The organism is Clostridium taeniosporum, assembly GCF_001735765.2.
Classification (GTDB): Bacteria; Bacillota; Clostridia; order Clostridiales; family Clostridiaceae; genus Clostridium; species Clostridium taeniosporum.
The window spans coordinates 2,313,917-2,339,605 of sequence record NZ_CP017253.2; the positions used below are offsets into that span (position 1 = coordinate 2,313,917).

The window sequence follows — 25,689 nt, forward strand, 5'->3', positions numbered from 1 at the left end:
TTACTTACTTTCCCATTCTCTAAATAATTCATCAACAATATATTGAGAACTTTCAGCCCATAAAACAGATTCTGTATTTTGCAATGCCTTATATGTGTTAGATTTATAAAATTTTTTAAGAACTTCTTCAAATGTTTCCCCTGTTTTTTCACATATAATGCTAATAATTTTTTCAACCTTCATTATAATATCTAAAGTTATATCTTGTCCTTTATATGAATATTTGTTTGTCATATTCATCTCTCCCCAAAAATTCTAATTTACTCAATGCTCTTACTGTATGAAGTGATACTTGATTATTTAACTTTGAAAATTTCAATTGTTCTATAGCCATACTTTCATTATAAATTCCTTCAACATATAATGCTACTGTTCTCATTGTATTGTCATCGGCTACTGGTCCAATAACAACATCATAATCATGTTGAATTCCTCCATTAAGTCTATTATTTTTTATCATGTTAAGCCATTCTTCATCTAAGCCTTTGAACTCTTTTACCTTTAAATCAGATATGTCTTTAAGCTTAAATTTCATTACATAAATGCCACTTCCACCATATCTAATAAACATATTTTGTGCCCAACTTTTAGATTGTGCTTCTAATGTAGTAGTATAGAAACCCTTTCCAAAATCCCTTTTATCTTTAGACCTTTTTAAATCTATTTTATCAAATACTGTATTAGTTCCATGAAATAATACTAATTCATTATTAGTTAGCATATCCTTTTCTCCTAACTACATCTTCAACAAAGTTTATACTTTCCTCTAAACTTTGAGTATGCAAAACATCATATTGAGAACGTATTAACTTAATAATATCATATTTATTAAATATATCTAACGCTTCACTACTACTTAGGTTATGATTATATGCAAAACCTTCAATTGCTTCTATTACTAATAAATTTTTATCATGTTCTATACCGTTCATATTAAGCCTCCAGCTACTATTTATTACACATATAATAACATTAAAAGTATAACTATTCAAATATATTACCATATAAAAAAACACCTACTCAAATTGATTAAGTAAATGTAATAAAAAATTCTATTTTTATTAAAATAAATTTTATTTTATTCTAAGATCCTGTCCAACATAAATCAAATTTTTGTCTTTAATTTCATTAAGTTCTACTAAACTTTCAACTGTAGTATTAAACTTTTGAGCAATTTTATATAATGTATCTCCTTTAACTACATTATAATAAACTTGATTTTCATTAAATGAACCTGATAAATCTTTCTCACTATCAAATATATTGCATATACCATTAAAAATAGCTCCTGCAACTCTTTCTGGCTTATAACCATTCATATCACTTGCACTATCACAAAAAGCACATTCTATTAGTAATGCTGGCATTATAGTTTGATTAATCACAAATAAATCTCTTCTATTTTTAACCCCTCTATTATATAATCCTAACCTTTCAACCTCTTTTAATATTGATATGCCTACCTTTTCAGCTATTCCTCCAGTAAGGCATAACCCTTCTACCCCTCTTCCTCCTGGACATGAATTATGATGAATTGATAAAAAGAAATCTGCCTTTCCTTTATTTGCTGCAACTACCCTTTGGTTTAATGAATCATGTAAACTTACTGCATTATATGGAGTACAGTTAATAACATTAATAGAAGTATTCTTAAATTTATCAATTAATGCCTTTCCAACCTCCATATTAAGTTCATTTTCTGTTCTAACTCCAACAGCTCCAGTATCAAAATTAACATTATGACCAATATCAATAGCTAAAGTATTTAATTTTTCCATTTTTATACGCCTCCAACTAAGATATATGGTTTTAAATACATATATACTATATATAGAAATATTTTTTATCCTAAACACTATATATAGATATTTAAATGTATTTCAAGTAATTTCAAGGAGGGTTATATGGATTATAATTATATTGAGAATTTAGTTAGAAAATCTAAAGATTGAGATAAATTATCTAAAGAAAAACTTATTGAAGAGTTTAGACCTTTTATATTAAATCTTTCAAAAAGAACTTTTATAGATGGATATGATCTATCTGATATACAACATGAATGTTTTAAAAATCTACTAAAATGCTTAAACTCATATAACTTACAAAAACATAGATTTGTTGCTTATGCTACTAATGGAATTAAAAATAATCTAAATGATCTTATAAAAAGATCTAAAAATAGAAGCTCTGCTGAAGGATATGAAGCCCTTACCTTATGTGATAATTTAGAACATATATTACCATCTGATAATCCTAACTTAGAAGAGATACTCTGTGATAAATGCAATTTTGAAACTTTAAAATTAGCTATTAATAATTTAAGTGAAGAGGAAAAAGAACTTATAGATTTTGTTTTCTTTAAAAATAATACAATTAAACTTTACTCTGATTTAAAAGATATGTGCTACTCTACTGCTGTTAATAGAAAGACTAGTTCTTTAAGGAAAATTGGTAGCTATATTGGTACACTTAATAATTCTATTCAAAGTATTAATTAAATACCCTAAGGTAAAATTTCTTACCTTAGGGTATTCTTTTATTTTGTGAATATTTTTATATCTGTATTAATAATAATATTTAAATTATTAAGCAATTGACTTTTATTTATATAATAATATTTCAATATTATTCAAATAATCTAAGTATTCATCTTTAAATTTTTGATAAAATAACCCATCTGTAAAAACCAAAATTTTCCTTTTAGTTTTTGATAGAGTTAACAAATAACATTTTTCGAAAATTGCCGCTCTTTGACCTGCTTTTATTTTTCCCTCTTGTAGCTTATTAGTACAAACAAATATGCATATTTCATTATCACTAGAAAGTCCATGAAATTTTCTACATTCTTTATTTTCAATTATACTACCTTCATAAAATTCTTTATTAAATTCTTGTCCTAATCTTTTAACAATATCCCTAATATCTTTCTTTACTTGTGAAGTATCTGCCATAGCCTAATCACTTTCCTTTATTAAAAATTATAATATTTTCTTAGAATTTTAGATTATAGTTCTTTAATGTAGCTCACTATAATCAGCTCTTAAATATATTTTGAAAGCACTTACAGAAATCTTATATTCCCTTAATATATTAATTACAATATTTCTTATACTATTGGCACTATGATTAGTTGAAACATATAAATCTAAATTTTCAATTTTTCTTGGTGCTCTTACTATGTCTTCTTCCTTATACGCAAAATATGTTACTTTCTTACCATTCATTCTTTCATTTTTAGGAAAACTCATTATTAAATCTTTATTTATATTTGCTATGATATTACATGTTTGTAAAAGCATGTCCTTCCAATCTCTAACATCATGTTTTTCTCCATTTAATTCAAAAGCAACTGGTCTTTTATGTGTAAAATCTTCATATAAAGTATGTTGAACATTGGAATCTACAAGGTACTTATTATAATTAGGTATTTCTTTTTCTTCTTTCTCTTCTATTGTTAAATTTTCTTCTGGTTCTGTTTCTATACTTAGGTTGTCCATTACCTCTTGAAGCTTCAATGCTATTGTGTTAAGAATACTTTCTTTTTTTCTATATTCATCTGCTTTACTAAAATCTCTTTCTTTTTTAATTGTTTCTCCTGATTTCTCTTCAATAGTATCAATAGTACTTTGAATTATATTTTCTAGTAACTCTATACCCTCTTTTAAATCATTTGCACATTTAGGAAACTTCTTGTTTAAAAAATCATAAAGTTCTTGATCTATTAAATTATTCTCCATAATTCTACCCTTTTCTTAGTTATATAATTACTAATTATATATTTATTTTATGTCCTAATATATAAGCAAATTCAGCAAATAGAACACTATTTACTGAACTTACTTCTTTGTCTGATGCAAAATATACAATGCATCTTTGACTTATTATTTTATTTCATATGCATAACAAATCTTATATTTTAGGTTGTCCTGAATAAACATTTCCATTTTTATTATAAGTAAGATTAAACACCATGTCTGATAACCACTTTTTGAAAGAGTCATTATCATTAAATTGTTTAAAAACTTCCATATTATCTGCCATTAAATTTATTATAGTTTTATTTAAAGCTTTATCACTCTCAATCTTAGCATTTTGTTTATCAGAATTTTTCATTGCATTTTGATATCCTTTATCTTTTGCTACAATCTCAGGTATATTTGCAATATGTTTTTTAACTTGATCTTCATCATTCCAAGGGATATTTCCAAATAAATCATGGAAATTTGCTAATATATTGCTTAATAAATCAAGCTCTGCTTCACCTTTTCCTCCTACAGCTGAAGTTGGAACTGGCGCAATTTCATATTCTGCATTTTCCTCTAATATAATGGACATTGTTGATTGAACTTCTGCCCTATAGCTATCTAAATCTATTGATTCTAAGATTCCTTTTGATAAATCTTCTTCTTTTGGTGCAGGCAATTTAGGTAAAAGCATATTTAAAAATATAGATAGCTTTTCCCATTCAACATTTCCATAAGGTAAAATTGAAGCTAAAAATCCATAGGTTCTCACAAATGCTTTAGCCTTACTCTTAAAATCAATTTGTGCATCTTCGTCTAAATCTTCTTTATAGTTTTGAGCACATATATCAAGAATAGGATCAAGCTTATCTCTTTCTGCCCCATTTAAATAAAGTTCTACCAATGATTCTACATGATAATCTGTAAATACATGATGATTAATAATATCACTTTCTAAGTCATTAAGTTTATCTGGATCTGTTTCTTCTGATAAAATTGTTGTTTGATAATACTTAGAAAAAGCTTCTTTAATTGTATCTACATCATTAGCAAAATCTAAAATAAATGTATCATGTTTTTGTGGATGAGATCTATTTAATCTTGATAAAGTTTGTACAGCCTTAATGTCAGTTAATACTTTATCTACATACATAGTGTGAAGTAATGGTTCATCATAACCAGTTTGAAATTTATTAGCAACAACTAAAATTCTATATGGATCTTTCTTTAACTTCTTCTCAATTTCACTACTTGGAAATTCATTGATAATACTTTCAGTTAATTTTTTACCACCAAATTCATATTCACCTGAAAAAGCAACAATAGCTTTATATGGGCTTTTTCTCTTTTTTAGATATTCTGTTATGGAATAATAGTACTCAATAGCTCTTTCTATACTGCTTGTAACTACCATAGCACGAGCCTTCCCACCTACTTTTCCTTTTGCTATTACTTGATCATGAAAATGGTCAATCATAATTTCAGATTTTATTTCAATAGCGGTTTCATTAGATTCTACATATTTTCTTAATTTTTTCTGTGATTTTTTCTTATCAAATAAAGGATCATCCTCCACTACTTTTGCAATCTTATAATAACTATTTATTGGTGTATAATTTCTAAGTACATCAACAATAAATCCTTCTTCAATAGCTTGCTTCATAGTATATACATGGAATGGTCTATGTTTTACTTTTCCTTCTGAAGGATATGGAACTCCAAACATCTCTAATGTTTTATTCTTAGGAGTAGCTGTAAAAGCAAAATAACTTGCATTAGTAAGCATTTTTCTTCCTTCTAATATTTTAAGGATCTTATCTTCAGTGCTCTCTTCATCATCTTTATTATAATTTTCAGATAAAGCCATATTCATTTTAGCTGACATATCTCCACTTTGGCTTGAATGAGCTTCATCAATTATAATTGCAAAATTATTTTTTCTTTGTTCATTTTCAATTTCATTAAAAATATATCCAAACTTGTGTACAGTAGTAATAATTATCTTTTTGCCATGTTCTAAAAGTGTTTTTAAATCTCCAGAACTATCTGCATGACCTACAGTATTTGCAACTTGCATAAAGCTTTTTATTGTATTTTTAATTTGCTTATCTAAATTAACTCTATCAGTTACAACAATTATAGAATTAAATAAGCTTTTACCATCCTCTTCAATAGATACAAGCTGATGTGCAAGCCAAGCTATAGAGTTTGACTTACCACTACCTGCACTATGTTGAATTAAATATTTTTGCCCTACTCCATTATCTTTTACATGCTTTAGAATTGACTTAACTGCACATAATTGATGAAATCTTGGAAATATTTGTTTTCTACTTTTCTTCTTAGTTTCTTCATCTACTTCAGTAACTATTTGAGCATAGTTTTCTATAATATTTGATAATTCATGTTTGGTTAAAATTTGTTTCCAAAAATAATCTGTCTTTATTCCATCAGGGTTTGGAGGGTTTCCTGCTCCATCTTTATATCCCTTATTGAATGGTAAGAACCAAGACTCCTTACCATTCAGTTTAGTACACATTCTAATTTCATTATCATCAACTGCAAAATGGACCATACATCTACCAAAATTAAATAATAATTCTCTTGGATCTCTATCTGTTTTATATTGATAAACAGCATCCTCAACATTTTGCTTTGTTAGCCTATTTTTAAGCTCACATGTAATTATAGGAAGGCCATTTATAAATACTGCAAAGTCAAGAGCAAGCTTTGTATTATCTCGTGAATACATTAACTGCCTTGTTACACTAAAAATATTTTTATCATAAAGTGCCTTTGCTGCTGGATTTTGCTCAGATGGCATACCATAATACAAATCTAACGTTACTGGATATACTTTTACACCATTTCTAAGTACATAAATAATTCCATTCTTTGCAATCTCACCTTGTAATCTATTCAAAAATTTAACTCTGTTTATATCACTATTGAAAACCCCAAGTGTTTCAAGCTTTTCTGGTTGTGTATCCTGTAAAAATCTAAACAATCTAGTTTCATCAATCGCATACTCTTTGTTATAATCACTATTTTGACCTTGCTTATAACCATTATTATTAACAAGATAATCTACTATAAGACTTTCTAATCCTACTTCTTTAGTATTAGTTGGCATCCTTCTCCACTCTCCTCTATACTTATATCCTCCTCATTTTTAATGATTTTATCTTTTGTTTAAAACTCTACTATATTTAAATGAACCATGAGTTCATCTAAATGTACTAGAAATTTTTACTTTTTGAGTAAAGTACCGTAATAATTTCAGTTACTTCTTCTGATCCTAAAATTTTTGATAATGTATCAATAAATTCTTTTTCATTATTGCAAGTATGGTCAATATCTATATAATCTTTGTTATCATTTAATGAAATACCTACTGGATAATTAGATTCTGGATTTGAATATACTGTAAATAAAACATAAGTATAATTGTCTAAAGTTGGTGATACTATACTAAAATTTGTAGCAAGTTTATAGTCTGATGACATAAACTCTTTTAATTTCACATTAGCAATTCTTGCATACAAGACATCTTTTACATTTTTTTCAAAATACTTTGCTTGTTCCTCTAATATTAAATTTGGAGAGTTTGATGCTTTCCTATCGATATCCTTTAAATTCCATAAATTATTCATTGTTTTTAGTTACCTCCAGTTCAAGTTTAAATTTTATTGGTAAATGATCTGATATCTTCTTTTTATTTGGTAAATTATTTCTAGTTAATAAGCTTTTTTCATTAATAATACTTAATACTTCCAATTCGTTAATATCAAACTTATCTATTAGTTCTGGTCTTATTATAACTTGGTCATAAGTATACCAGTAATAGCTTTTAGTTGCTGTTGGATAATAAAATGTACCTTTGCATGAATTAAAATAATTACCCATAATGTGCCACATAGGATTATAATAAAACTTTCGTTCTTCATTAAGAACTTTTCTTGATTGTTTTTTAGCAATTGTTGGACACATAACAGCATTAAAGCCTAATGCAGAAACCATTCCATCATCAAAAGGGTTCATATTAAAATCACCAACAACTATACTTTTTTCAGTTTTACGCTCTTCTTCAAGTTGTTCAAATTCTCTTAATATCTGAGATGTATACATATTTAAATCGCTACGTTCCTGAGCATATTTACTTGGAAGATGTAGAGCAAAAATTAAAAATCGTTCATCTTTATCTTTTAAGTTAAATGTAGAATAATATTTGCTTTCTTTTATTACATTTATTTGTCCTTTTGTATTGTGTAAAAGCAGTATTCTTGAATGTGGAACTATTTTTTCAACTTTAAAGAATAAGTTATTTTCTTTTAACTTACGTCTTAAATAATCTATATCTATATTTTTATTTTCTGATAATATCAACACATCTATTTTATTTTCTAAGCATGCTTCAATAATATATGATGAAATATTATTGTTATTAGTATTCCAATAAAGAAAATTTATCTTCATCACCTTCTTACTTGCTTTAAAGCTTATTTTTTAGTATCTAATACTTATAAATCTAATTATCATCTTTAGTATGTATGAAGTTAACTGACACAACTATTACTCTTCACTATCTAAAACTTCCTCAGTATCTATTTCTTCATCTTCTATTTCATCAATTTCTATATCTTCTTCTATTATATTGTCAATTTTAATGTGCCTAACATCTACTTTTCCTGTTACTACATCTGAAATTAAAGAGTTTTTAAATTCCTCTAAAAGTATACGTTCATTTTCAAATTGATTTTTAATTCTTTCATATTTTTCTATAAGTTTGCGTATTTTTATTACTGTTTTTTTAGGTGGTATTGGAAGTAAAATTTTAGCAAAGTCTGAATAATTAATGTTTTTACCATCTCTAATTCCTGAAACAAGTGTATTTAGTACAGAAATAAATATTTTTGTCTTAAATAGATATTTATAATACATTTTATACTCATATGAAGAATATTCTTTTCTTAAGCAAAATACATTATATGCTGGAGATACGATTCCCTCTATTTCTGAAAACTCTATTCCACCTTGAAATGATCTTAAACTAATTACAAAATCTCCATTTCTAACTAATTTTAATGCACTTAAATCACCAGCTGGAGATACATAATTTTGTTCACAGTCCCTTTTATATACTACCCCTCTATCTTGAGTTACAGCTAAAAGTTCACTTCCAACATTATTTTTTATACTTATTTCCTTAGTTAGTCTACTTGATTTAATAAATAACCACTCTTTTGGAAAAGCAGTATCCCATGATTTTATTTCATCTACAAGAGTTTTATCTTCATTCCCAAATACATAGCATTCAATTTGCTCTTTTAATGCTTCAATAAGCTTTTTCTTTGATTGTATAAACTTATTTATCTTAGCAAGCTGAAAATCTAAATATTTTACTATTTGGTCTTGCTCATCTAATGGTGGTTTAATTATTTTCATTTGCTTAAAATCTTCATAACGCAAATTTAACTGATCATCACACATACCATATGAATACCTATGAGATTCTTCAATATAATCTGGTGTTCTCATTAAGTAATGATAATAATTAGGATTCAACTCACTAATTGGTTTTAAAACAATATATGCTGGACTTACAATTCCTTTATATTTTGAGGAACCCACTGCACCTTGCCACATTCTCATTTTGTTATAGGCTATATCTCTTGGTAAAACTAGTTTATACTTTGATTTATCTAAATTAGATGAATCTTTTTTTGATGTATTTTTAAGTAAATCAGATTGTTTAATTATACCTTTCTTAATTGTTACTGAAAATAATTCTTCATCTATACAATTTTGAGTTTTTCGTTCAGCCCAGAGTGTTCTATTTCCAACTACTTTCCACTGCTTAGGTATTTTGTCAATCCATAATAAATCAACTTTCTTATACTCTCTATAAGGTCTAAGTTCATTATTCATTTCCCTTAACCCCCTATTATTTCATTTAGAAGACCATCTGTTTCTGCTTCTAATGCTTTAATATCTGATGTTATCTCTTGAAGTGTTCTAAGTTTTACTGGTTTATAGAAATATTTCGTAAAGCTTATTTCATATCCTATTTGTGTTTTGCTTTCATCTATCCATGCATCAGGTGCAAAAGATAAGACTTCATCTTTAAAGAACTGTTCTATTCCGCCCTCATGTAATAATGGTATTTGTTCTGTATCTCTTAAGTTAGAATCTACTTCATATTCTACGATAAATTCCTTACCATCAACTGTTGCATTAAATAAACCGTATAAAGAATTTGCTTCTACTTTTCCATTCTTGTGCATCTTCTTTATTACTTTTTCTGCATTTTCATCAACTGTTGCAAGATTGTTTTTAATTAAATTTAGTCTTTTAGTAGGAAGTTTTATACTTAAGCTATTAGCTACTTTAGCTAATTCCTTTATAAATAAATTATAATCATTTAACTTAGAATAATTTAATTTCTCTGCTACTTCTGAAACAGCACTCATAACTTCCATATCCTTTTGCTCTGCACAAACCTTTCCAAAGCTTTCAATATTCTCTTTTGATAAATCTACACTTAAACGTAGTGGTCTTTCTACTGTTATCTTATGATATCCAAACTCTTTATTATCAAATATTTTTGACTGTTCATTTTCTTCAAAGTTAAGAAGCATATCTGAAATTTCTTTTCTAATTTCAGGTGTTAATTCACAATTCTTATTTCCTAAATTCTTTCTAAGTGGACTTTTTAAAGCTGTTGCATCAATAAGTTGAACTTTTCCTTTTCGATTATCAGCTTTTCTATTTGTAACAACCCAAATAAAAGTTGCAATACCTGTGTTATAAAACATATTTTCAGGTAATGCTATAATAGTTTCAAGCCAGTCATTTTCAACTATATATCTTCTTAAGTTACTTTCTCCTTGACCTGCATCTCCAGTAAATAATGATGAACCATTATGGACTTCTACAATACGGCTACCAAGCTCTGTATTATGTTTCATTTTGCTTATTTTATTTGCTAAAAATAACATTTGACCATCACTTGAACGTGGTATCATTTTAAAATCTGGTTCTTCATTATGAGATACAATAAAACGTGTATCGCATATATCTGTCTTACCACCTAATCTATCTAAATCAGTTTTCCAACTCTTACCATAAGGCGGATTTGAAAGCATAAAGTCAAAATTAGTTGTAGGGAAACCATCATTTGAAAGTGTAGAACCATAAGCTACATTTTCAGCTTGCAGACCATCTCCTTTTAAAAGCATATCTGCTTTAGTTATAGCGTAAGTTTCTGGATTTATTTCTTGACCATATAAATTTATAGAAATCTCTTTTTTATTATCTTTAGCAAGTTCTTGCAGTCTTTCTTCTGCTATAGTAAGCATTCCTCCTGTACCACAAGCACCATCATAAACTAAATAAGAACCATCTTTAATCTTATCAACTACAGGTAAGAAAGTAATATCTGCCATAAGCTCAACAACATCACGTGGAGTAAAATGTTCTCCAGCTTCTTCGTTGTTTTCTTCATTAAATTTACGAATTAATTCTTCAAAAATTGTACCCATTGTATGATTATCTAAAGCTGGAATCTTTATTTCTCCATTATCATCAAGTACTGGCTCAACACTTAAATTAATAGTTGGGCTTACAAACTTTTCAATAACTGCTCCTAAAATGTCAGCTTCAATCATTGTATCTATTTGATTTCTAAACTTAAATTTTTCAAGTATTTCTTGTACATTAGGTGAAAATCCATCTAAATATGCAATAAAATCTAACTTTAACTGTTGCTTTTTAGCTCTTGACTTTAAATCCTTAAGCATAAATGGTGATGAATTACAAAAAGCCTGACCAGAAGCATCACATAAAGCAGCAGTTTGGTTTACTATTCCAGCAACATCTAAATTCTTTTTCATTTCTAAAACAGCTTCTTTTGTTGGTTCAAGTACAGCATCAAGTCTTCTAATTACCGTCATAGGCAGTATTACATCTCTATATTTTCCTCTTACATATACATCACGCAAGCAATCATCTGCTATACCCCATATAAAACTAACTATTTGATTATAAGTTTGATTATCCAAATTAAATTCCTCCGTTAATCACATTTTATTTTATCTATAGGTTGATTTTTGATTTTTAAAATCAATCTAATTGTTCATTAAATTTCTAAAATTAATTTATCCTATATGGAAAATACTTCTTATTCCCATTTCATCATATAATTTTAACTTTGTTTCTTTAAGCTCATTTTCAAGTCTATCTATTTCATTTCTTATAGCAATTTCATGATCTTTATAATGTTGAATTACATTTAATTGTTCTTTTAAAGGTAATAGTAGGATTGGAATCTGTTTTAAATCCTTAGTATTTAAACTTATAATACTTGTTCCTACCTGCTTATTTGATATAAGAAATTGCCCTAAAGGACTTTCTAAGAACTCCTTAACATACTCTGGTGAATTATTGTTTCTAAGCTTTATACCAATAAAGTTTTGAGATAATAAAATATTATCTTCACATTTTGGTATCACACAAATTTTTGTTGTCATCCCCCTACTTGAGATAATAACATCACCTTCTTGAACCATATAAGCTTCAACTCTAGCGTTATTTTTAATTGTATATCTTGTCAATGAATCTATATCTACTTTTCCATCTTGTACATCAGCTAAATTTATAATCTTATATTCACCATTTTCATCTGGAGTATTTTCTCCAACTATATTTATTCCTCTATAAAATTCACTTATATCTCCTAATTTTTTGCATTCTTTTAACTCTTTAAGCTTATTAGAGTTAAACTTAACTTTTCCAAAATCTTCTGTATTTATTTCTGTCTTAAAAACATATCTACTCGGCAATAAATTACTATTTTCTAAGTCTTTTCTATCAACAATAATGCTAAATTCATCAATTTCTCGTTTGTTTTTATAAACATCTACTATCTTGTTAATATGGTCTTCAGATAATGTTTTTTGACCTTTATTTAAGTTTTCATACATATTCTCAGCATTTATAAATAATATTTTTTCTTTAAAGTCCTCATCTTTATCCATATTTAAAACAATCATATTCACTGGTATACCTGTATTTAAAAATAATCCACCTGGTAATGAAATTACAGCTTCTATACACTCTGAACTTAAAATATTCTCTCTTACTACTACATCTGCTCCTGACCTAAATAATGTTCCACTTGTTGTAATTACTGCAGCTTTACCTTTTTCTTTTAAGGATTTAATAGTATGAGATATAAATAACCATTCCGAACTTAATTTAGTTGGCTTTCCAAAAATAAATCTATTAAATTTATCATTTTCTATACAGCGTTCTTCCGATCTCCATGGTAAACCGAATGGAAAATTCATCATTATAGAATCAAATTGTTTTATCTGACTATTATTTTCTGCAAATGCTGGTTTTTCAAGTGTATTCCCTAACTGTACTTCTGCATTATTTATACCATTTATAAATAATCTTATTTTTAATATTGCCCAAGCTATTTCATCAATTTCTTGAGCATAAAGTTCTAAATTTTCTCCATATTCATTAGCTTCTATTAAAGTTCCACCTATTCCACAAACTCCATCATAGAAACTTCCCTTTTTAGGATCTAATAAATTAATTCCTAATTTATTTAAACACTTTGGAGTTACCGATTGACCCTTCGTCTTTCCTGTATTTTCATATATTCTATAAAGCGCTTCTTCTAAAGCATACTTCCACTCATCTTTAGTAAAATTAGAATTTTTGATTAATGATAATAATTGATAATAAGTTTTATCAGTTATTTTATTATCAACCATTAAATACTTAAATACCCCTTGCAATGTTGGAACCTGTTCCTCTATTAAACGAAAAGCATTTTCAACCTCTTTTTTTATATCCGAACTTCTTAAAATTGAATCAATATTAATAAGCTCAATTTCACTACAATATCCTAATGCATAATTTTTTGCTACATTAATATGATATTGTTCTACTGTGTATTCACTTCTCAATATGTTAAAAAAATTACTGTTAAAGTCTAAGATTTTTTTCATATATACTCCCTTACTTTTTATAGTAACTCAATTACTATTTTTTAATTTTTAAATTAGTTCTTTTTAATATTATGTTTATATAATATATAATATTATTGTGCTTGTCAATCATTTCTAGTAATCAAATTACTATTTTTTTGATTTTTATACACTCACATAATAAGTGAATAGTTCTTATATATTTTCATTAATAATTAACATTACACCTTTTACTTAATCACATACATACATTCTTAAATAATCACTTTTTTAATACTTAATACCTTCACATACTCTTACTCAATATTTTAATAATCCCTATTTACATTAAATAATCAAATCTTATTACTTCACATTAATATTTTATTCTACTACTCTCCCTATACCATCTATTAATAATCCTGATATTAATACTCCTGGCACTTATGCCAACACCCAAAATAGTACAGGATATTACCTGTTATTTCTAAGCATCTATGAGTTTTACGGCAAGCTCCAACCTCATATCTACTAAGAAACTAACAAGGATTAATCTAGTCCTATGTTTAGGTACCCGTTGGAGTGCTTATGTAGAACGCTACGCTAACTGGTCTTATGGCTGCTGTAAGATTACCACTTCCTAGAGCTATTCCAAATACTCCAACTCGCAAAAAAGAAAAACATATAGTTACTAAAGAACAAATGGGAAAAATACTTGAAAGATTCCCCTTTGGACACTCCTGCTATTTGCCTTTACTTCTTGCATATAGATGTGGATTAAGGCTTGGTGAAACTTTTGCAATTACATGGGAAGATATTAACTTTGAAGATAAAACTTTAAATATAAATAAACAAGTTCAATATAATGATAAACATTGGTACTTTACTGATACCAAATATAAAAGTGATAGAGTTATTGATATTGATGATTTTATCCTTAATATTTTAAAGAAATATAAAACTCAACAGTTAAAAGACAAAATCTATTATGGTGAACATTATACAAAATTAAGAGTCAATGATAAAAAACAAATAAATGAAATTGAAGGTAGTGAAATACATTTAGTAAACATAAGGGAAAATGGAACTTATATTCAACCAAGAGTTATGCAACATTGTTTTCGTATAATTCATTATAAATTAGGATATGAAAAACTAGACTATCATAGCTTAAGACATACTCATACTACTATGCTTTTAAGTGCAGGTGCAAATATAAAAGCAGTTCAAGAAAGATTGGGGCATAAAAAATTAGATATAACGTTAGATGTATACACTCATGTTACAGATGAAATGAGAAAAAAGACTTTAGAAATATTAAATAAAAATATTAATTAAAAAAAGAGCAACTAAAAAGTCACTCTTTTATCATCTGTCAACGTGAGTTGTCAACGCATATAAAAATCCGTTGACAATCCGTTGACAAAATGCATTTTTTAATAGTTTTTCACACTTATTTTATATAAATCTAAAACTTATATAAACCTTGTAAAGCGTTGGTATTACTATTTGTTCATACCTTCTTCAACAGCAACAGCTACTGCAACAGTACATCCTACCATTGGGTTGTTACCCATTCCGATAAGACCCATCATTTCAACGTGAGCTGGAACTGATGATGATCCTGCGAATTGTGCATCTGAGTGCATTCTTCCCATAGTATCAGTCATACCGTAAGAAGCTGGACCTGCAGCCATGTTATCTGGGTGAAGAGTTCTTCCTGTACCACCACCTGATGCTACTGAGAAGTATTTCTTACCTTGTTCGATACATTCTTTCTTGTATGTTCCTGCAACTGGATGTTGGAATCTAGTTGGGTTAGTTGAGTTACCAGTTATTGATACGTCAACACCTTCCTTGTGCATTATAGCAACACCTTCTCTAACATCGTCAGCACCGTAACATCTTACTTTAGCTCTTTCTCCGTTTGAGTAAGCTTTTTCTTTAACTACTTTAACTTCTCCAGTGTAGTAGTCAAATTGAGTTTGAACGTAAGTAAATCCATTGATTCTTGAAATTATATAAGCTGCATCTTTTCCAAGACCGTTTAATATAACTCTTAATGGTTCTTTTCTTACTTTGTTAGCTTTTTCAGCTATTTTGATAGCACCTTCAGCAGCAGCGAAAGATTCGTGTCCTGCTAAGAATGCGAAACATTTAGTTTCTTCTCTTAAAAGCATAGCTCCTAAGTTTCCGTGTCCTAAACCAACTTTTCTATCATCAGCAACTGATCCTGGGATACAGAATGCTTGTAATCCTTCTCCGATTGCTTCAGCAGCTTCAGCAGCTTTTTTGCAACCTTTCTTTATAGCTATAGCAGCTCCTAAAGTGTAAGCCCATCCAGCATTTTCGAATGCGATTGGTTGAGTTTCTTTAGCTATTGTACATGGATCAATTCCTATTGATTCACAAACTGCTTTCGCATCTTCTAGAGTTTTCATTCCGTACTTTTCTAGTACTGGAGTGATTTGATTAATTCTTCTTTCATAACTTTCAAATAATGCCATAATAAAAATCCTCCTTTACAAATAATTATTTATGTCTTGGGTCCATTAATTCAGCAGCATCAGCAACTCTTCCGTATTGTCCCTTAGCTTCTTCTAATGCTTTATTAGCATCCATACCCTTGCTTATGTTTTCCATCATTTTTCCTAAATTAACGAATTTATATCCGATAATTTCTTTATCTTCGTCTAAAGCTACGTCAGTAACGTATCCTTCAGCCATTTCTAAGTATCTAGGTCCTTTAGCAAGAGTTCCATACATAGTACCAACTTGTGATCTTAGACCTTTTCCTAAATCTTCAAGTCCTGCTCCTACTGGTAGTCCACCTTCTGAGAACGCAGTTTGGCTTCTTCCATAAACTATTTGTAAGAATAATTCTCTCATAGCTGTGTTTATAGCGTCACAAACTAAATCTGTGTTTAATGCTTCTAATATAGTCTTTCCTGGTAATATTTCTGAAGCCATTGCAGCTGAATGAGTCATTCCTGAACATCCTATTGTTTCTACTAAAGCTTCTTGGATTATACCATCCTTAACATTTAGAGTTAATTTACAAGCTCCTTGTTGTGGTGCACACCAACCTATACCATGAGTTAATCCTGATATGTCAGTTACTTCTTTTGATTGAACCCATTTTCCTTCTACAGGAATTGGTGCTGATCCGTGATTAGGACCTTTAGCAACTACACACATTTCTTCAACTTCTTTTGAATACATCATATAAATTTGCTCCTCTCCCTAATTGATAGATGCTTACTATAATAAAAATTTAAGATTCCTTTTTAATATAGTACTGGGCTAAAAAACATCCCACTGGGATATCAACGCCCTATTCCTATTCTAGCAAATGATTTATTATGTAACAACCTTTATTTTAAAATTTTGATAAAAAAATATCGAAAATTTTAACTTGAATTATATTTTATAATATGGTAAAATATTTCTTGTTCGATAACATGCCGATATGGCGGAACTGGCAGACGCACATGACTCAAAATCATGCGGGAAACCATGTGGGTTCGAGTCCCACTATCGGCACCATTTTAAAAGAGAAAACCCCTTGAGGTATTGAAACTACTAGGTTTCTTTACTTTAAGGGATTTTAATTTTATATAAAGTAGTGTAACTAGAAATAACTTCATTTTTTATTGAAAATTTTTTTAATATCTATTAATCAACTTATATAGATATATTTATCTTTATTGTATTTATATTATCTATAATAAAACTTTAAATAAATTGACATTTATTGTTTAGCTTTTATACCCTTTTGCAATAATTTTTTTTAAATCTTCTTTTAAATTGTTGCTTTTATACTCGCCACCATGGAAACATATAATTTTTTCAATATCTAGATTAACAATTTTTTTTAGTGAATTTATTTCCGCCTCTTTATCTAACACAAATTGTTCATCAGCAATACCTAACACACCATCTTCTAAAATTAACATATCTCCACTTATTAAGGTTTTCATTGATTCAATATAAATAGAAATATGCCCTGGCATATGCCCTGGTGTTTTAATAACTTTTACTCCATCACATATAATTTCATTATCTGTTACTTTTAAAACAGAATCCAAATACTCTACACTTTTCATCATTTGTATAAATCCAGTATCTGCTCCTAATTTTTCAGCTTGTTCTAACCTAAGTGATTTCTTTTTTCCTAAAACATATGGAATTTGCTCTTCAGAACACTTCACCTTTACATACGGATATTTTTTTACAAGTTCCTTTACTGCCCCCATATGATCGTGGTCGTGGTGGGTTAAAATAACTTGTTGAAGATTTCTGATATCCAACCCTTTTTTATCAAAAGCTTTTTCTATTACTGACAAAAACATAGGATATCCTGTGTCAATTAAAATTAAATCATCATTGCTTTTAATTACAACTGGATAAATATAAAATTTAATTTCTCCCATTTCAAACAATAATTTTAGCGTTATTAGTTCAGTCATCACATCTCCCCATTTCCTCATTTTTTAAATAAATTACTATTTATCTTTTAATAAATTGTAACATATTGATTAATATTATTTTTCAATGCAATCATACCTCATATCCTTAATTTATAAGCAAATTCTTAAATTCTAATATTCTTTAATTCTAAATTTTATTTCTTCTTTAATTCTAATATTCTAAAATTCTTTTATTCTTAATAATTTTAATTTTTTAGAATTTAGTACATACTATTTTACAAAATATGTTATAATTACCTAATAATTATTTATAATGGATTATGAGGTGGAAAGTATATGAAAACATTAATAACTGAAAGATTAATATTGAGAGAATGGGAAAAAACTGATAGCAAAGATTTATATGAATATGCTAAAAATGAATTAGTAGGACCTAGTGCTGGTTGGCCACCACATAAAAATGAAGAAGAGAGTAAAGAAATAATAAAAATGTTTATTAAAAATAATGATACATATGCTATTGTTTTAAAATCAGAAAATAAAGTCATTGGTGGAATTGGTCTTCATGATAGAAAACCAGATAATACTGTTATTGAATTAAAACAAAAAGAGATTGGATATGTTTTAAATCCTAAGTATTGGGGAAAAGGTATTGTTCCAGAAGCTATAAATCGTTTAATTAAATATTGTTTTAATGAGTTGAATTTAGATTTAATTTGGTGTGGACATTTTGACTTTAATAATAACTCAAAAAGAGTAATTGAAAAATGTGGATTTAAATATAAATTTAGAAAAAATAAAAAATTAAAACTCTTAGATGATAAAGAAGTTACTACTTTATATTATTGCATATTAAAATCTGAATATATTTAACATAACTAATAATCATTCAGTTAGCTAATAAGTACATTACTGCTTATGTATTAAAAAGAAAAAATAGATATAACTGTTAATTTTTTTATTCTGATGTGCAATACAACAAGTACTTGAAAATCCATAAAATTATATCAAATAAGATGATTCATATTAATGATCATAATTTGAAGTATATAGCTATGCTCATTAATATGTTTTTTTATAATACTTAAAAAATTATTATTTCACTAGTATTATACAGTTAATTAATTGGATCTTCTGAAAAAGTGACTGTAACTGCATTTACTATATCATAATCTTTTAGCTTGTCAGTATTATAAAAACCATCCATGGAAGCTTCAATTTCAGATGAATTTGATATTATTTGAATAAATAGAGGAATCTCTTTTTCATAAACTACATCTGACTCTTCTCCCCACACCATAGCTCGTCCCATTTCTTTTAAATTTTTATATACTTCAGAATTAGATTTAAAATTAGCTATAGAACCTCCATTTTGAATAGAAATTTGTAAATTCCCATTTTCTCCAACACTTGAAATAGCTATTCTACCTGTTGGATTACTAATCTCAGAAGATGCTCCACCATTTTCTTTCCACTCATTATTCGAATTTAATGTCAAAAAATTTATGTGTACTGATTTAACTTTATCATTTAACACATAATCATAAATTTTATACTCAGAATTTCCTTTAACTAGTTTTAATAAATTTTCTTCTTTTTGTGTTAATTTAGCAGATTTAATTTTTATTACTTTAGTATTATCTACAGTATTACAAGCAACTAATGATAAAATTAAAACAGATGATATTATGATAAAAATAAATGTTTTTTTACTCATAGAATCCCCCTATTCTTAAAAACATTACTAATATCTATCTTGTATTATATGTAAATTATAAACTATTTATAAATATAATTCATTAATTTTATTTATAATATTTGATTTCCAGTATCAATAGGTACATAACTAATTATAATTTTTTGTAATATAGACTTATTTAACTATTATATTTTATATATTCAAATGTGAAAATATCCTTGAATAAATCCTGATATAGGTATAATAAAAATCCCCCAATAAATAGATACAAAATTTTTAATTGTATCCACTTATTAGGGAATAACTTAATTTTATTTGAATGTGCCTAAAAAAACACTTAAATATATACTTTTTTCTAGTACTATTAGCTATTAGCTATAACCTCTAGTCCTCCTGGTTTATTATGTATAGCCATTTTATCTATTAATTCTTTACATTGACTACTCATTCCTATTAAATTAGTCTTAACTCCATTTTTATGAAATTTCATTACCACTTTATCTATAGCATCAACAGCTGATTCATCCCAAATTTTAACCTTTGAAAGATCAATGTGTACTGTTTCTATCTTCTCTGAAAAATCAAAACTATCTATAAACTTTAAAGTAGATGCAAAAAATAACTGCCCATGTCCTATATACTTAATTACATTATTTTCTTCTATTCTTTTAATGCTGATTTCTGATATTTTAGCTACAAAGAATATTGCACTTAAAATTATACCAACTATAACACCATAAGCTAAGTTATGAGTTAATAATACTATTATAACTGTTGAAATCATTACAGCTGTATCTGTTTTAGGTACTTTTCTTATTCTTTTTATAGAATCCCAATTAAAAGTACTTATTGATACTACTATCATAACTGAACCTAATGCAACCACTGGTATTTTTACAACAAATTCATTTAATAATATTACTGAAATTAACATTGCTGTTCCAGAAGTAAGAGTTGATAATCTTCCTCTTCCACCATAAGTTTGATTTATTATAGTTTGACCAATCATTCCACAACCTGCTATTCCACCAAAAAAGCCTGATACTATATTTGCTATTCCTTGCCCTACACATTCTCTATTTTTGTCACTTGTGGTATCTGTTAAATCATCTACTAATTGAGCTGTTAATAAAGATTCCATAAGTCCAACTATTGAAAGAGACATTGAATATGGCAATATTATTTTTAATGTTTCTATATTAAATGGTATATTAGGAATTAAAAATTTAGGTAATTCATTTGTTATCTTTCCCATATCCCCTAAAGTAGCTACATCAATTTTGAATATGGTAACTATTAATGTAATAATAATTATTGCTATAATTGGTGATGGTATTGCTTTAGTTAATCTAGGTAATAAATAAATTATTGAAACTCCTATAGCACCTAAAACTAATAAAATAATTCCACCCTTAAAATGTGGTACCTGTGATTTAAACATCATTATACCTAATGCATTTACAAATCCAATCATAACAGATTTAGGTATAAATTTAAGTAAATTACCTATTTTAAGAAAACCTAACACTATTTGAAATATTCCTGTAAGTATTGTTGCTGCCAACATATACTCTATACCATAATCTCTTACTAATGCGGCTAATACTAACGCCATTGCTCCTGCTGCTGCTGATATCATTCCTGTTCTACCACCAAAAATTGATATGATGAAAGAAATACAAAATGATGCATAAACACCAACCATAGGATCTACTCCTGCTACTATTGAAAATCCTATTGCCTCTGGTATTAATGCCATACATACAACTATTCCAGCTAATAAATCTTTTCTACTGTTTCCAAACCATTCTTTTTTTGTTTTGTTCATATCTTACCTTCCTTCTTTAGTTATTAATAAAAACTGATATTTATAATAATATAATTTCTTAATCTTTAATCAAAAATATAATTTCCTAAAGAATTAAAAAAGCTTTGGTTATATTTCACCAAAGCCTCTTTATAATATCATCTTTAATTATTATGGTCAACTTCTTTAACATTATCTTTACAATAATTATTAATAGCATTTCTCAATGCTGTAACACCAAGATTAGAACAATGCTTTTTATTTTCTGGTAATCCTCCTAAAGCATCTATTACATTATCTTCAGTAATTTTTAATGCCTCTTCCAAAGTCTTTTTCTTTGCCAATTCAGTTGTCATACTGCTTGTAGCTACTGATGCTGGACAACCATAAACTAAAAAACTTATATCCTCTATGACATTATTTTCTACTCTTATATAAATATTTAAATAATCTCCACACTTAGGATCACCATTTGTGCCTTCTCCATTGGAATTATTTATTACACCCATATTTCTTGGACACATAAAATGATTCATAACAATATCTGAATATTGTTCATCAAACATATAAATTACTTCCTAACTTAAATTATTAAACATTTTATTCTTTATTATTTCCTTTGCACCATTCTTTACAAAATTCTGCTTTTTTATTACACATAACTTTTTTTGAACCACAATTAGGACAAGTAAATCTATCTTGATCATAATTTATCTCATAAACTGTTTCACATTCTAAACATTTAAATTTACACAGTTTTGTAGTATAGTGTCCCCCACTTATCTTTATTGCTTTTCCTTCTGTTAAAGCAATTGCTATCTTGTTTCTAGCACTATCTATAATATTTTGAAATGTTTGCCTTGATACTTCCATTTTTTCAGCACATTCTTCTTGATTCAATGCTTCAATATCTTTTAATCTCATTGCTTCAAGCTCTTCTACTTTTAAAATAACTTCTTCAAGTTTACATTTAGGTTTTCCCCATGGTACAAAATAATTCTCTTGTGGAAAAAATTCTACTCTTCTGAATTTTGTTGGTCTAGCCATTTATATCCTCCTTGCATTTACTGCATATTCCAATTAGCATAATATTTAAATCATCTATTTCTAGATTATTCTTTTCTTCGATTTTTCTATTTAACTTAATATAATCTAAATTTAAATCTTTATCTTCAATATCTATTATACTATTACATTTAGAACATTTAAAATGGATATGAAGAGGATCTCCACTAAAAATTTTTATCTCATAATAATTTGTACCATCAACATTTATCTCTTTCACTATTCCTAATTCATTAAAAACTTTCAAGCTTCTGTATATTGTAGTTATACCAATCCGCTTATTTTTAACTCTGTCATAAATTTCTTTAACAGATAAATGTGTGCTAGAATTAATTATCTCTTTTAATATTATTCTCTTTTGTAAAGTAAACTTATACCCATGCTTTTTAATTAAGCTTTTATAAAAAGATATGTTTTTATCCATTTGTTTTTTTCCATATATTAATCATTACAATGTCCTTCATGTGCATGTTCAGTACATATACTACCTGTTGATTTTAGTTCACTTTTTATAAACTTTTGAATAATATCATCACATAATCCTTCAATTCCTACAATAACTTCTATATTATTTTCTTTGAAAAGTTCTTGGGCTGTTGCTCCCATTCCTCCTGCAATTATTACATTTACATCATGTCCTTTTAGAAATACTGGTAAATAACCTGGTTTATGTCCTGGATTAGGTATAAATTCTTTCTTTGAGATTTCTTTTCCTTCTAAATCATATATTGTAAATCCTTCACAATGTCCAAAATGTCCACTCACATATTTTTCTTCACTTGCAATAGCTATTTTCATTTTTATTTCCTCCTAATATCTTTCTTTAATTTATATTAACAACCTTGCAATTAAACATATATTAATTACAAAATTGTGTTTATGGCTTCTATATTATTATTTTGAATATTCTTTTAATAAATCATAGGTATACTTTATCATTTCATCACAAGTTATACCTTTTTTCTTAAGTTCAATACATTCCAAAGTTCCATATTTTTCTTTTACCTTAGTTATTACTTCTTTAGCAAAAGTTCTTGAATTATTTCTTTCTTCATTTGTATTTCTTCCTTTTAATGCACCTACTACCATTAATGCTCCAGTAATTGCTCCACAAGTACTTCCTACAGTCATACCTGAACCGAAAGGACTAGCAAGTGATACTGGAATATTAAGTTCATTATCCTCATTAAATGCTTTAAGTATTGATTCAGCACAATTATATCCTTCTTTGTGCAATTTTACTGCTCTATCCATTAATCTTCTCCCTTATACTATTTTTCTTCATTGGTATTAAAAAATTCTCTTTATATTACTCCACATTTCTTTAATAGCTTTACATGCTATACTATCTGGATAATTAATAATTGGTTTTAATTCATTTATAGATTTCATAACAACATCATCATATGGAATTTTTCCAACTAAAGATAATTTCTTTTCTCTAATAAAATCTTCTATCTTTTTACTCATATCTTCATTTATATCAAATTTATTTATACAAACCATTGTAAAAACTCCAAAATGTTCACATAATTCTACTACTCTCATTAAATCTTCAAGTCCAGATTTTGTAGGCTCTGTAACAATTAAAGCAGCATCACTACCTGTTACTGATGATATAACAGAGCATCCTATTCCTGGAGAACCATCTACTATTGTTAGTTTTTCATCTTTATTGAATTTTTTTCCGTTCTTTCTTAAATAACTTATTAATTTTCCTGAACCGTCACTGCCTATTTCCATTTCTGCCCTTGATAATATTCCATTATCTAATTCAGTTATAAAAGTATCTGCTGTTTTTTCATCATCTAATTTTATAGCTTTTTGTGGACATACTAATGTACATGCTCCACATCCCTCACATAAAAAAGAGTTTATTTTAAAATCTTCTATAGCATCAAATTTACATACGCTCTCACATTTTCCACATTGAACACATAATGCTTCGTCTATAATAGCTTTTTTACTACCTAGAAATTTATTTTTTTCAATATCTTTTCCCTTATAAAACATATAAAAATTAGGTGCATCTACATCACAATCTATCCTTATTACATCTCCTACAAGTTCTGATAATGAGGTTGCAATTGTAGTTTTTCCTGTTCCACCTTTTCCACTTAAAACTACTAATTCCATTTTAAAACCTCCTTCACTTGTTCTGACAATTTATCAAATAAAACTTTATGTTGTAAGTTATCATATAGTACTTCTCCATTTGAATAAAGAATTGCTGTGTTTTTACTGTAAGGTATAACACCAATTAAATTTATTTTCTCATCTATACAATATTTTTTTATAATATTGTCTTCTCCATCATCTTTATTTATAATGATTCCAAATGGTATATTATATGTTTTTACAAGTTCCACAGCCATTTTTAAATCATGAAGTCCAAATTCTGAAGGCTCTGTAACAAGTATAGCCCCATGTGCATACTTTAAAGCAGTTACTACATTGCAAGATGTTCCTGGAGGACAATCAATCAAGTTAGTATCATTAGGTAAATTTTTAAGAAGTTCACGTATAACTGGTACAGCCATTGGTTCACTTATATTTAAAATCCCTCTACTACAGCTTATATCTCTTGTGATTCCAACTTGAATTTTACCTAATTCTCTTTTCTTATAAGTTAATGCATCATATTCACATGCAATTTTACAAGCACCACAACCATGACATAACTTATTAAAAAGCACTATGTCATCTTTAACCTTTGCAAGAGAATTAAACTGACATACATCTACACACTTTCCACATGAAACACATTTCTCATCATTTATAAAAGGATAATCTACCATAACCGGTTTAGTTTCATTTATTTCAGGTTTTAAAAATATAAATCCGTTAGGTTCTTCTACATCACAATCAATGTAATTTGACTTTAAAGCAAGAGCAAGATTAGTAGAAACTGTAGTTTTTCCTGTTCCTCCCTTTCCACTAAGAACTGCTATATTCATCGCTTTAT

General features: G+C 27.6%; 26 protein-coding genes, 1 tRNA gene and 1 pseudogene. 4 read left to right on the forward strand and 24 right to left on the reverse strand.

Annotation, left to right across the window (positions count from 1 at the left end; all coding sequences use genetic code 11):
• The 4 genes from BGI42_RS10590 to BGI42_RS10605 all read right to left on the reverse strand — a co-directional run bounded on the left by BGI42_RS10590 (position 1) and on the right by BGI42_RS10605 (position 1,778).
• Positions 1-234 carry a hypothetical protein gene (locus BGI42_RS10590; protein WP_069680271.1) on the reverse strand — a complete coding sequence of 78 codons (234 nt, stop codon included), beginning with the start codon at positions 232-234 and terminating at the stop codon, positions 1-3.
• Positions 212-721, reverse strand: coding sequence for a DUF3990 domain-containing protein (locus tag BGI42_RS10595; protein ID WP_069680272.1), 510 nt, complete (start codon positions 719-721; stop codon positions 212-214). The genes BGI42_RS10590 and BGI42_RS10595 overlap by 23 nt, the downstream gene beginning before the upstream one ends.
• Positions 711-932, reverse strand: coding sequence for a DUF3791 domain-containing protein (locus tag BGI42_RS10600; protein ID WP_069680273.1), 222 nt, complete (start codon positions 930-932; stop codon positions 711-713). Before BGI42_RS10600 ends, BGI42_RS10595 begins: the two co-directional genes overlap by 11 nt.
• Before the next feature lie 141 nt (positions 933-1,073).
• The gene (locus BGI42_RS10605) at positions 1,074-1,778 is read right to left on the reverse strand and encodes an N-acetylmuramoyl-L-alanine amidase (protein ID WP_069680274.1); all 705 of its coding nucleotides are present in this window, start codon (positions 1,776-1,778) and stop codon (positions 1,074-1,076) included.
• 126 nt (positions 1,779-1,904) lie between these two features.
• On the opposite strand from BGI42_RS10605, the pseudogene BGI42_RS10610 reads away from it, so the two are divergent.
• A pseudogene (locus tag BGI42_RS10610) lies at positions 1,905-2,498 on the forward strand (sigma-70 family RNA polymerase sigma factor).
• Positions 2,499-2,600: 102 nt separating this feature from the next.
• On the opposite strand, the gene BGI42_RS10615 reads toward BGI42_RS10610, so the two are convergent.
• From BGI42_RS10615 to BGI42_RS10650, 8 genes are all read right to left on the reverse strand, one after another.
• A complete protein-coding gene (locus BGI42_RS10615; protein ID WP_069680275.1) occupies positions 2,601-2,951 on the reverse strand; it encodes a hypothetical protein in 351 nt (116 codons plus the stop codon).
• Positions 2,952-3,014: 63 nt separating this feature from the next.
• Complete coding sequence (locus tag BGI42_RS10620) at positions 3,015-3,737, reverse strand: hypothetical protein (RefSeq protein WP_084023873.1); 723 nt, start codon at positions 3,735-3,737, stop codon at positions 3,015-3,017.
• Between the two features lie 172 nt (positions 3,738-3,909).
• On the reverse strand, positions 3,910-6,876 hold the full coding sequence (locus BGI42_RS10625; protein ID WP_069680276.1) for a type I restriction endonuclease subunit R: 2,967 nt from the start codon (positions 6,874-6,876) through the stop codon (positions 3,910-3,912).
• Between the two features lie 106 nt (positions 6,877-6,982).
• Positions 6,983-7,396: a hypothetical protein gene (locus BGI42_RS10630; protein WP_069680277.1), complete on the reverse strand. Its 414-nt coding sequence runs from the start codon at positions 7,394-7,396 to the stop codon at positions 6,983-6,985.
• The gene (locus tag BGI42_RS10635; protein WP_069680278.1) at positions 7,389-8,219 is read right to left on the reverse strand and encodes a hypothetical protein; all 831 of its coding nucleotides are present in this window, start codon (positions 8,217-8,219) and stop codon (positions 7,389-7,391) included. The genes BGI42_RS10630 and BGI42_RS10635 overlap by 8 nt, the downstream gene beginning before the upstream one ends.
• 96 nt (positions 8,220-8,315) lie before the next feature.
• Complete coding sequence (locus BGI42_RS10640; RefSeq protein ID WP_069680279.1) at positions 8,316-9,671, reverse strand: restriction endonuclease subunit S; 1,356 nt, start codon at positions 9,669-9,671, stop codon at positions 8,316-8,318.
• A gap of 5 nt (positions 9,672-9,676) precedes the next feature.
• Complete coding sequence (locus BGI42_RS10645; RefSeq protein WP_069680280.1) at positions 9,677-11,803, reverse strand: type I restriction-modification system subunit M; 2,127 nt, start codon at positions 11,801-11,803, stop codon at positions 9,677-9,679.
• Between the two features lie 96 nt (positions 11,804-11,899).
• Entirely contained in the window at positions 11,900-13,765 is a 1,866-nt protein-coding gene (locus BGI42_RS10650) for an N-6 DNA methylase (RefSeq protein WP_069680281.1), read from the reverse strand.
• A gap of 573 nt (positions 13,766-14,338) precedes the next feature.
• Here BGI42_RS10650 and BGI42_RS10655 point away from each other — a divergent pair.
• On the forward strand, positions 14,339-15,061 hold the full coding sequence (locus BGI42_RS10655; protein WP_242984725.1) for a site-specific integrase: 723 nt from the start codon (positions 14,339-14,341) through the stop codon (positions 15,059-15,061).
• A 167-nt stretch (positions 15,062-15,228) separates the two neighbouring features.
• Here the strand turns inward: BGI42_RS10655 and BGI42_RS10660 are convergent, their stop codons facing one another.
• Together BGI42_RS10660 and BGI42_RS10665 are read right to left on the reverse strand one after the other, a co-directional pair.
• Positions 15,229-16,230, reverse strand: a complete 1,002-nt coding sequence (locus tag BGI42_RS10660) for a GGGtGRT protein (protein WP_069680282.1) — start codon at positions 16,228-16,230, stop codon at positions 15,229-15,231.
• A gap of 25 nt (positions 16,231-16,255) precedes the next feature.
• A complete protein-coding gene (locus BGI42_RS10665; RefSeq protein WP_069680283.1) occupies positions 16,256-16,948 on the reverse strand; it encodes an iron-sulfur cluster assembly scaffold protein in 693 nt (230 codons plus the stop codon).
• A gap of 238 nt (positions 16,949-17,186) precedes the next feature.
• Between BGI42_RS10665 and BGI42_RS10670 the strand changes: the two genes are divergently transcribed.
• Positions 17,187-17,269, forward strand: a tRNA-Leu gene (locus BGI42_RS10670).
• A gap of 212 nt (positions 17,270-17,481) precedes the next feature.
• Here BGI42_RS10670 and BGI42_RS10675 read toward each other — a convergent pair.
• Positions 17,482-18,192, reverse strand: coding sequence for an MBL fold metallo-hydrolase (locus tag BGI42_RS10675; RefSeq protein ID WP_069680284.1), 711 nt, complete (start codon positions 18,190-18,192; stop codon positions 17,482-17,484).
• A gap of 297 nt (positions 18,193-18,489) precedes the next feature.
• Between BGI42_RS10675 and BGI42_RS10680 the strand changes: the two genes are divergently transcribed.
• Positions 18,490-19,026: a GNAT family N-acetyltransferase gene (locus BGI42_RS10680; protein ID WP_069680285.1), complete on the forward strand. Its 537-nt coding sequence runs from the start codon at positions 18,490-18,492 to the stop codon at positions 19,024-19,026.
• Positions 19,027-19,270: 244 nt separating this feature from the next.
• Here BGI42_RS10680 and BGI42_RS10685 read toward each other — a convergent pair whose 3' ends face one another.
• The 9 genes from BGI42_RS10685 to BGI42_RS10725 form a co-directional block, all read right to left on the reverse strand.
• Positions 19,271-19,870: a hypothetical protein gene (locus BGI42_RS10685; protein WP_069680286.1), complete on the reverse strand. Its 600-nt coding sequence runs from the start codon at positions 19,868-19,870 to the stop codon at positions 19,271-19,273.
• A 346-nt stretch (positions 19,871-20,216) separates the two neighbouring features.
• A complete protein-coding gene (locus BGI42_RS10690) occupies positions 20,217-21,680 on the reverse strand; it encodes a SulP family inorganic anion transporter (protein ID WP_069680287.1) in 1,464 nt (487 codons plus the stop codon).
• 143 nt (positions 21,681-21,823) lie between these two features.
• Positions 21,824-22,225, reverse strand: a complete 402-nt coding sequence (locus tag BGI42_RS10695) for an iron-sulfur cluster assembly scaffold protein (RefSeq protein WP_069680288.1) — start codon at positions 22,223-22,225, stop codon at positions 21,824-21,826.
• Between the two features lie 34 nt (positions 22,226-22,259).
• Positions 22,260-22,706 carry a DUF134 domain-containing protein gene (locus tag BGI42_RS10700; RefSeq protein WP_069680289.1) on the reverse strand — a complete coding sequence of 149 codons (447 nt, stop codon included), beginning with the start codon at positions 22,704-22,706 and terminating at the stop codon, positions 22,260-22,262.
• Entirely contained in the window at positions 22,699-23,148 is a 450-nt protein-coding gene (locus tag BGI42_RS10705; RefSeq protein ID WP_069680290.1) for a Fur family transcriptional regulator, read from the reverse strand. Before BGI42_RS10705 ends, BGI42_RS10700 begins: the two co-directional genes overlap by 8 nt.
• A 17-nt stretch (positions 23,149-23,165) precedes the next feature.
• Complete coding sequence (locus BGI42_RS10710; protein ID WP_069680291.1) at positions 23,166-23,522, reverse strand: NifB/NifX family molybdenum-iron cluster-binding protein; 357 nt, start codon at positions 23,520-23,522, stop codon at positions 23,166-23,168.
• A gap of 96 nt (positions 23,523-23,618) precedes the next feature.
• Positions 23,619-23,978, reverse strand: a complete 360-nt coding sequence (locus tag BGI42_RS10715) for a C-GCAxxG-C-C family (seleno)protein (protein ID WP_069680292.1) — start codon at positions 23,976-23,978, stop codon at positions 23,619-23,621.
• A 36-nt stretch (positions 23,979-24,014) separates the two neighbouring features.
• A complete protein-coding gene (locus BGI42_RS10720; protein WP_069680293.1) occupies positions 24,015-24,860 on the reverse strand; it encodes an ATP-binding protein in 846 nt (281 codons plus the stop codon).
• On the reverse strand, positions 24,851-25,681 hold the full coding sequence (locus BGI42_RS10725; protein WP_069680294.1) for a P-loop NTPase: 831 nt from the start codon (positions 25,679-25,681) through the stop codon (positions 24,851-24,853). Before BGI42_RS10725 ends, BGI42_RS10720 begins: the two co-directional genes overlap by 10 nt.
• Positions 25,682-25,689: the final 8 nt, after the last annotated feature.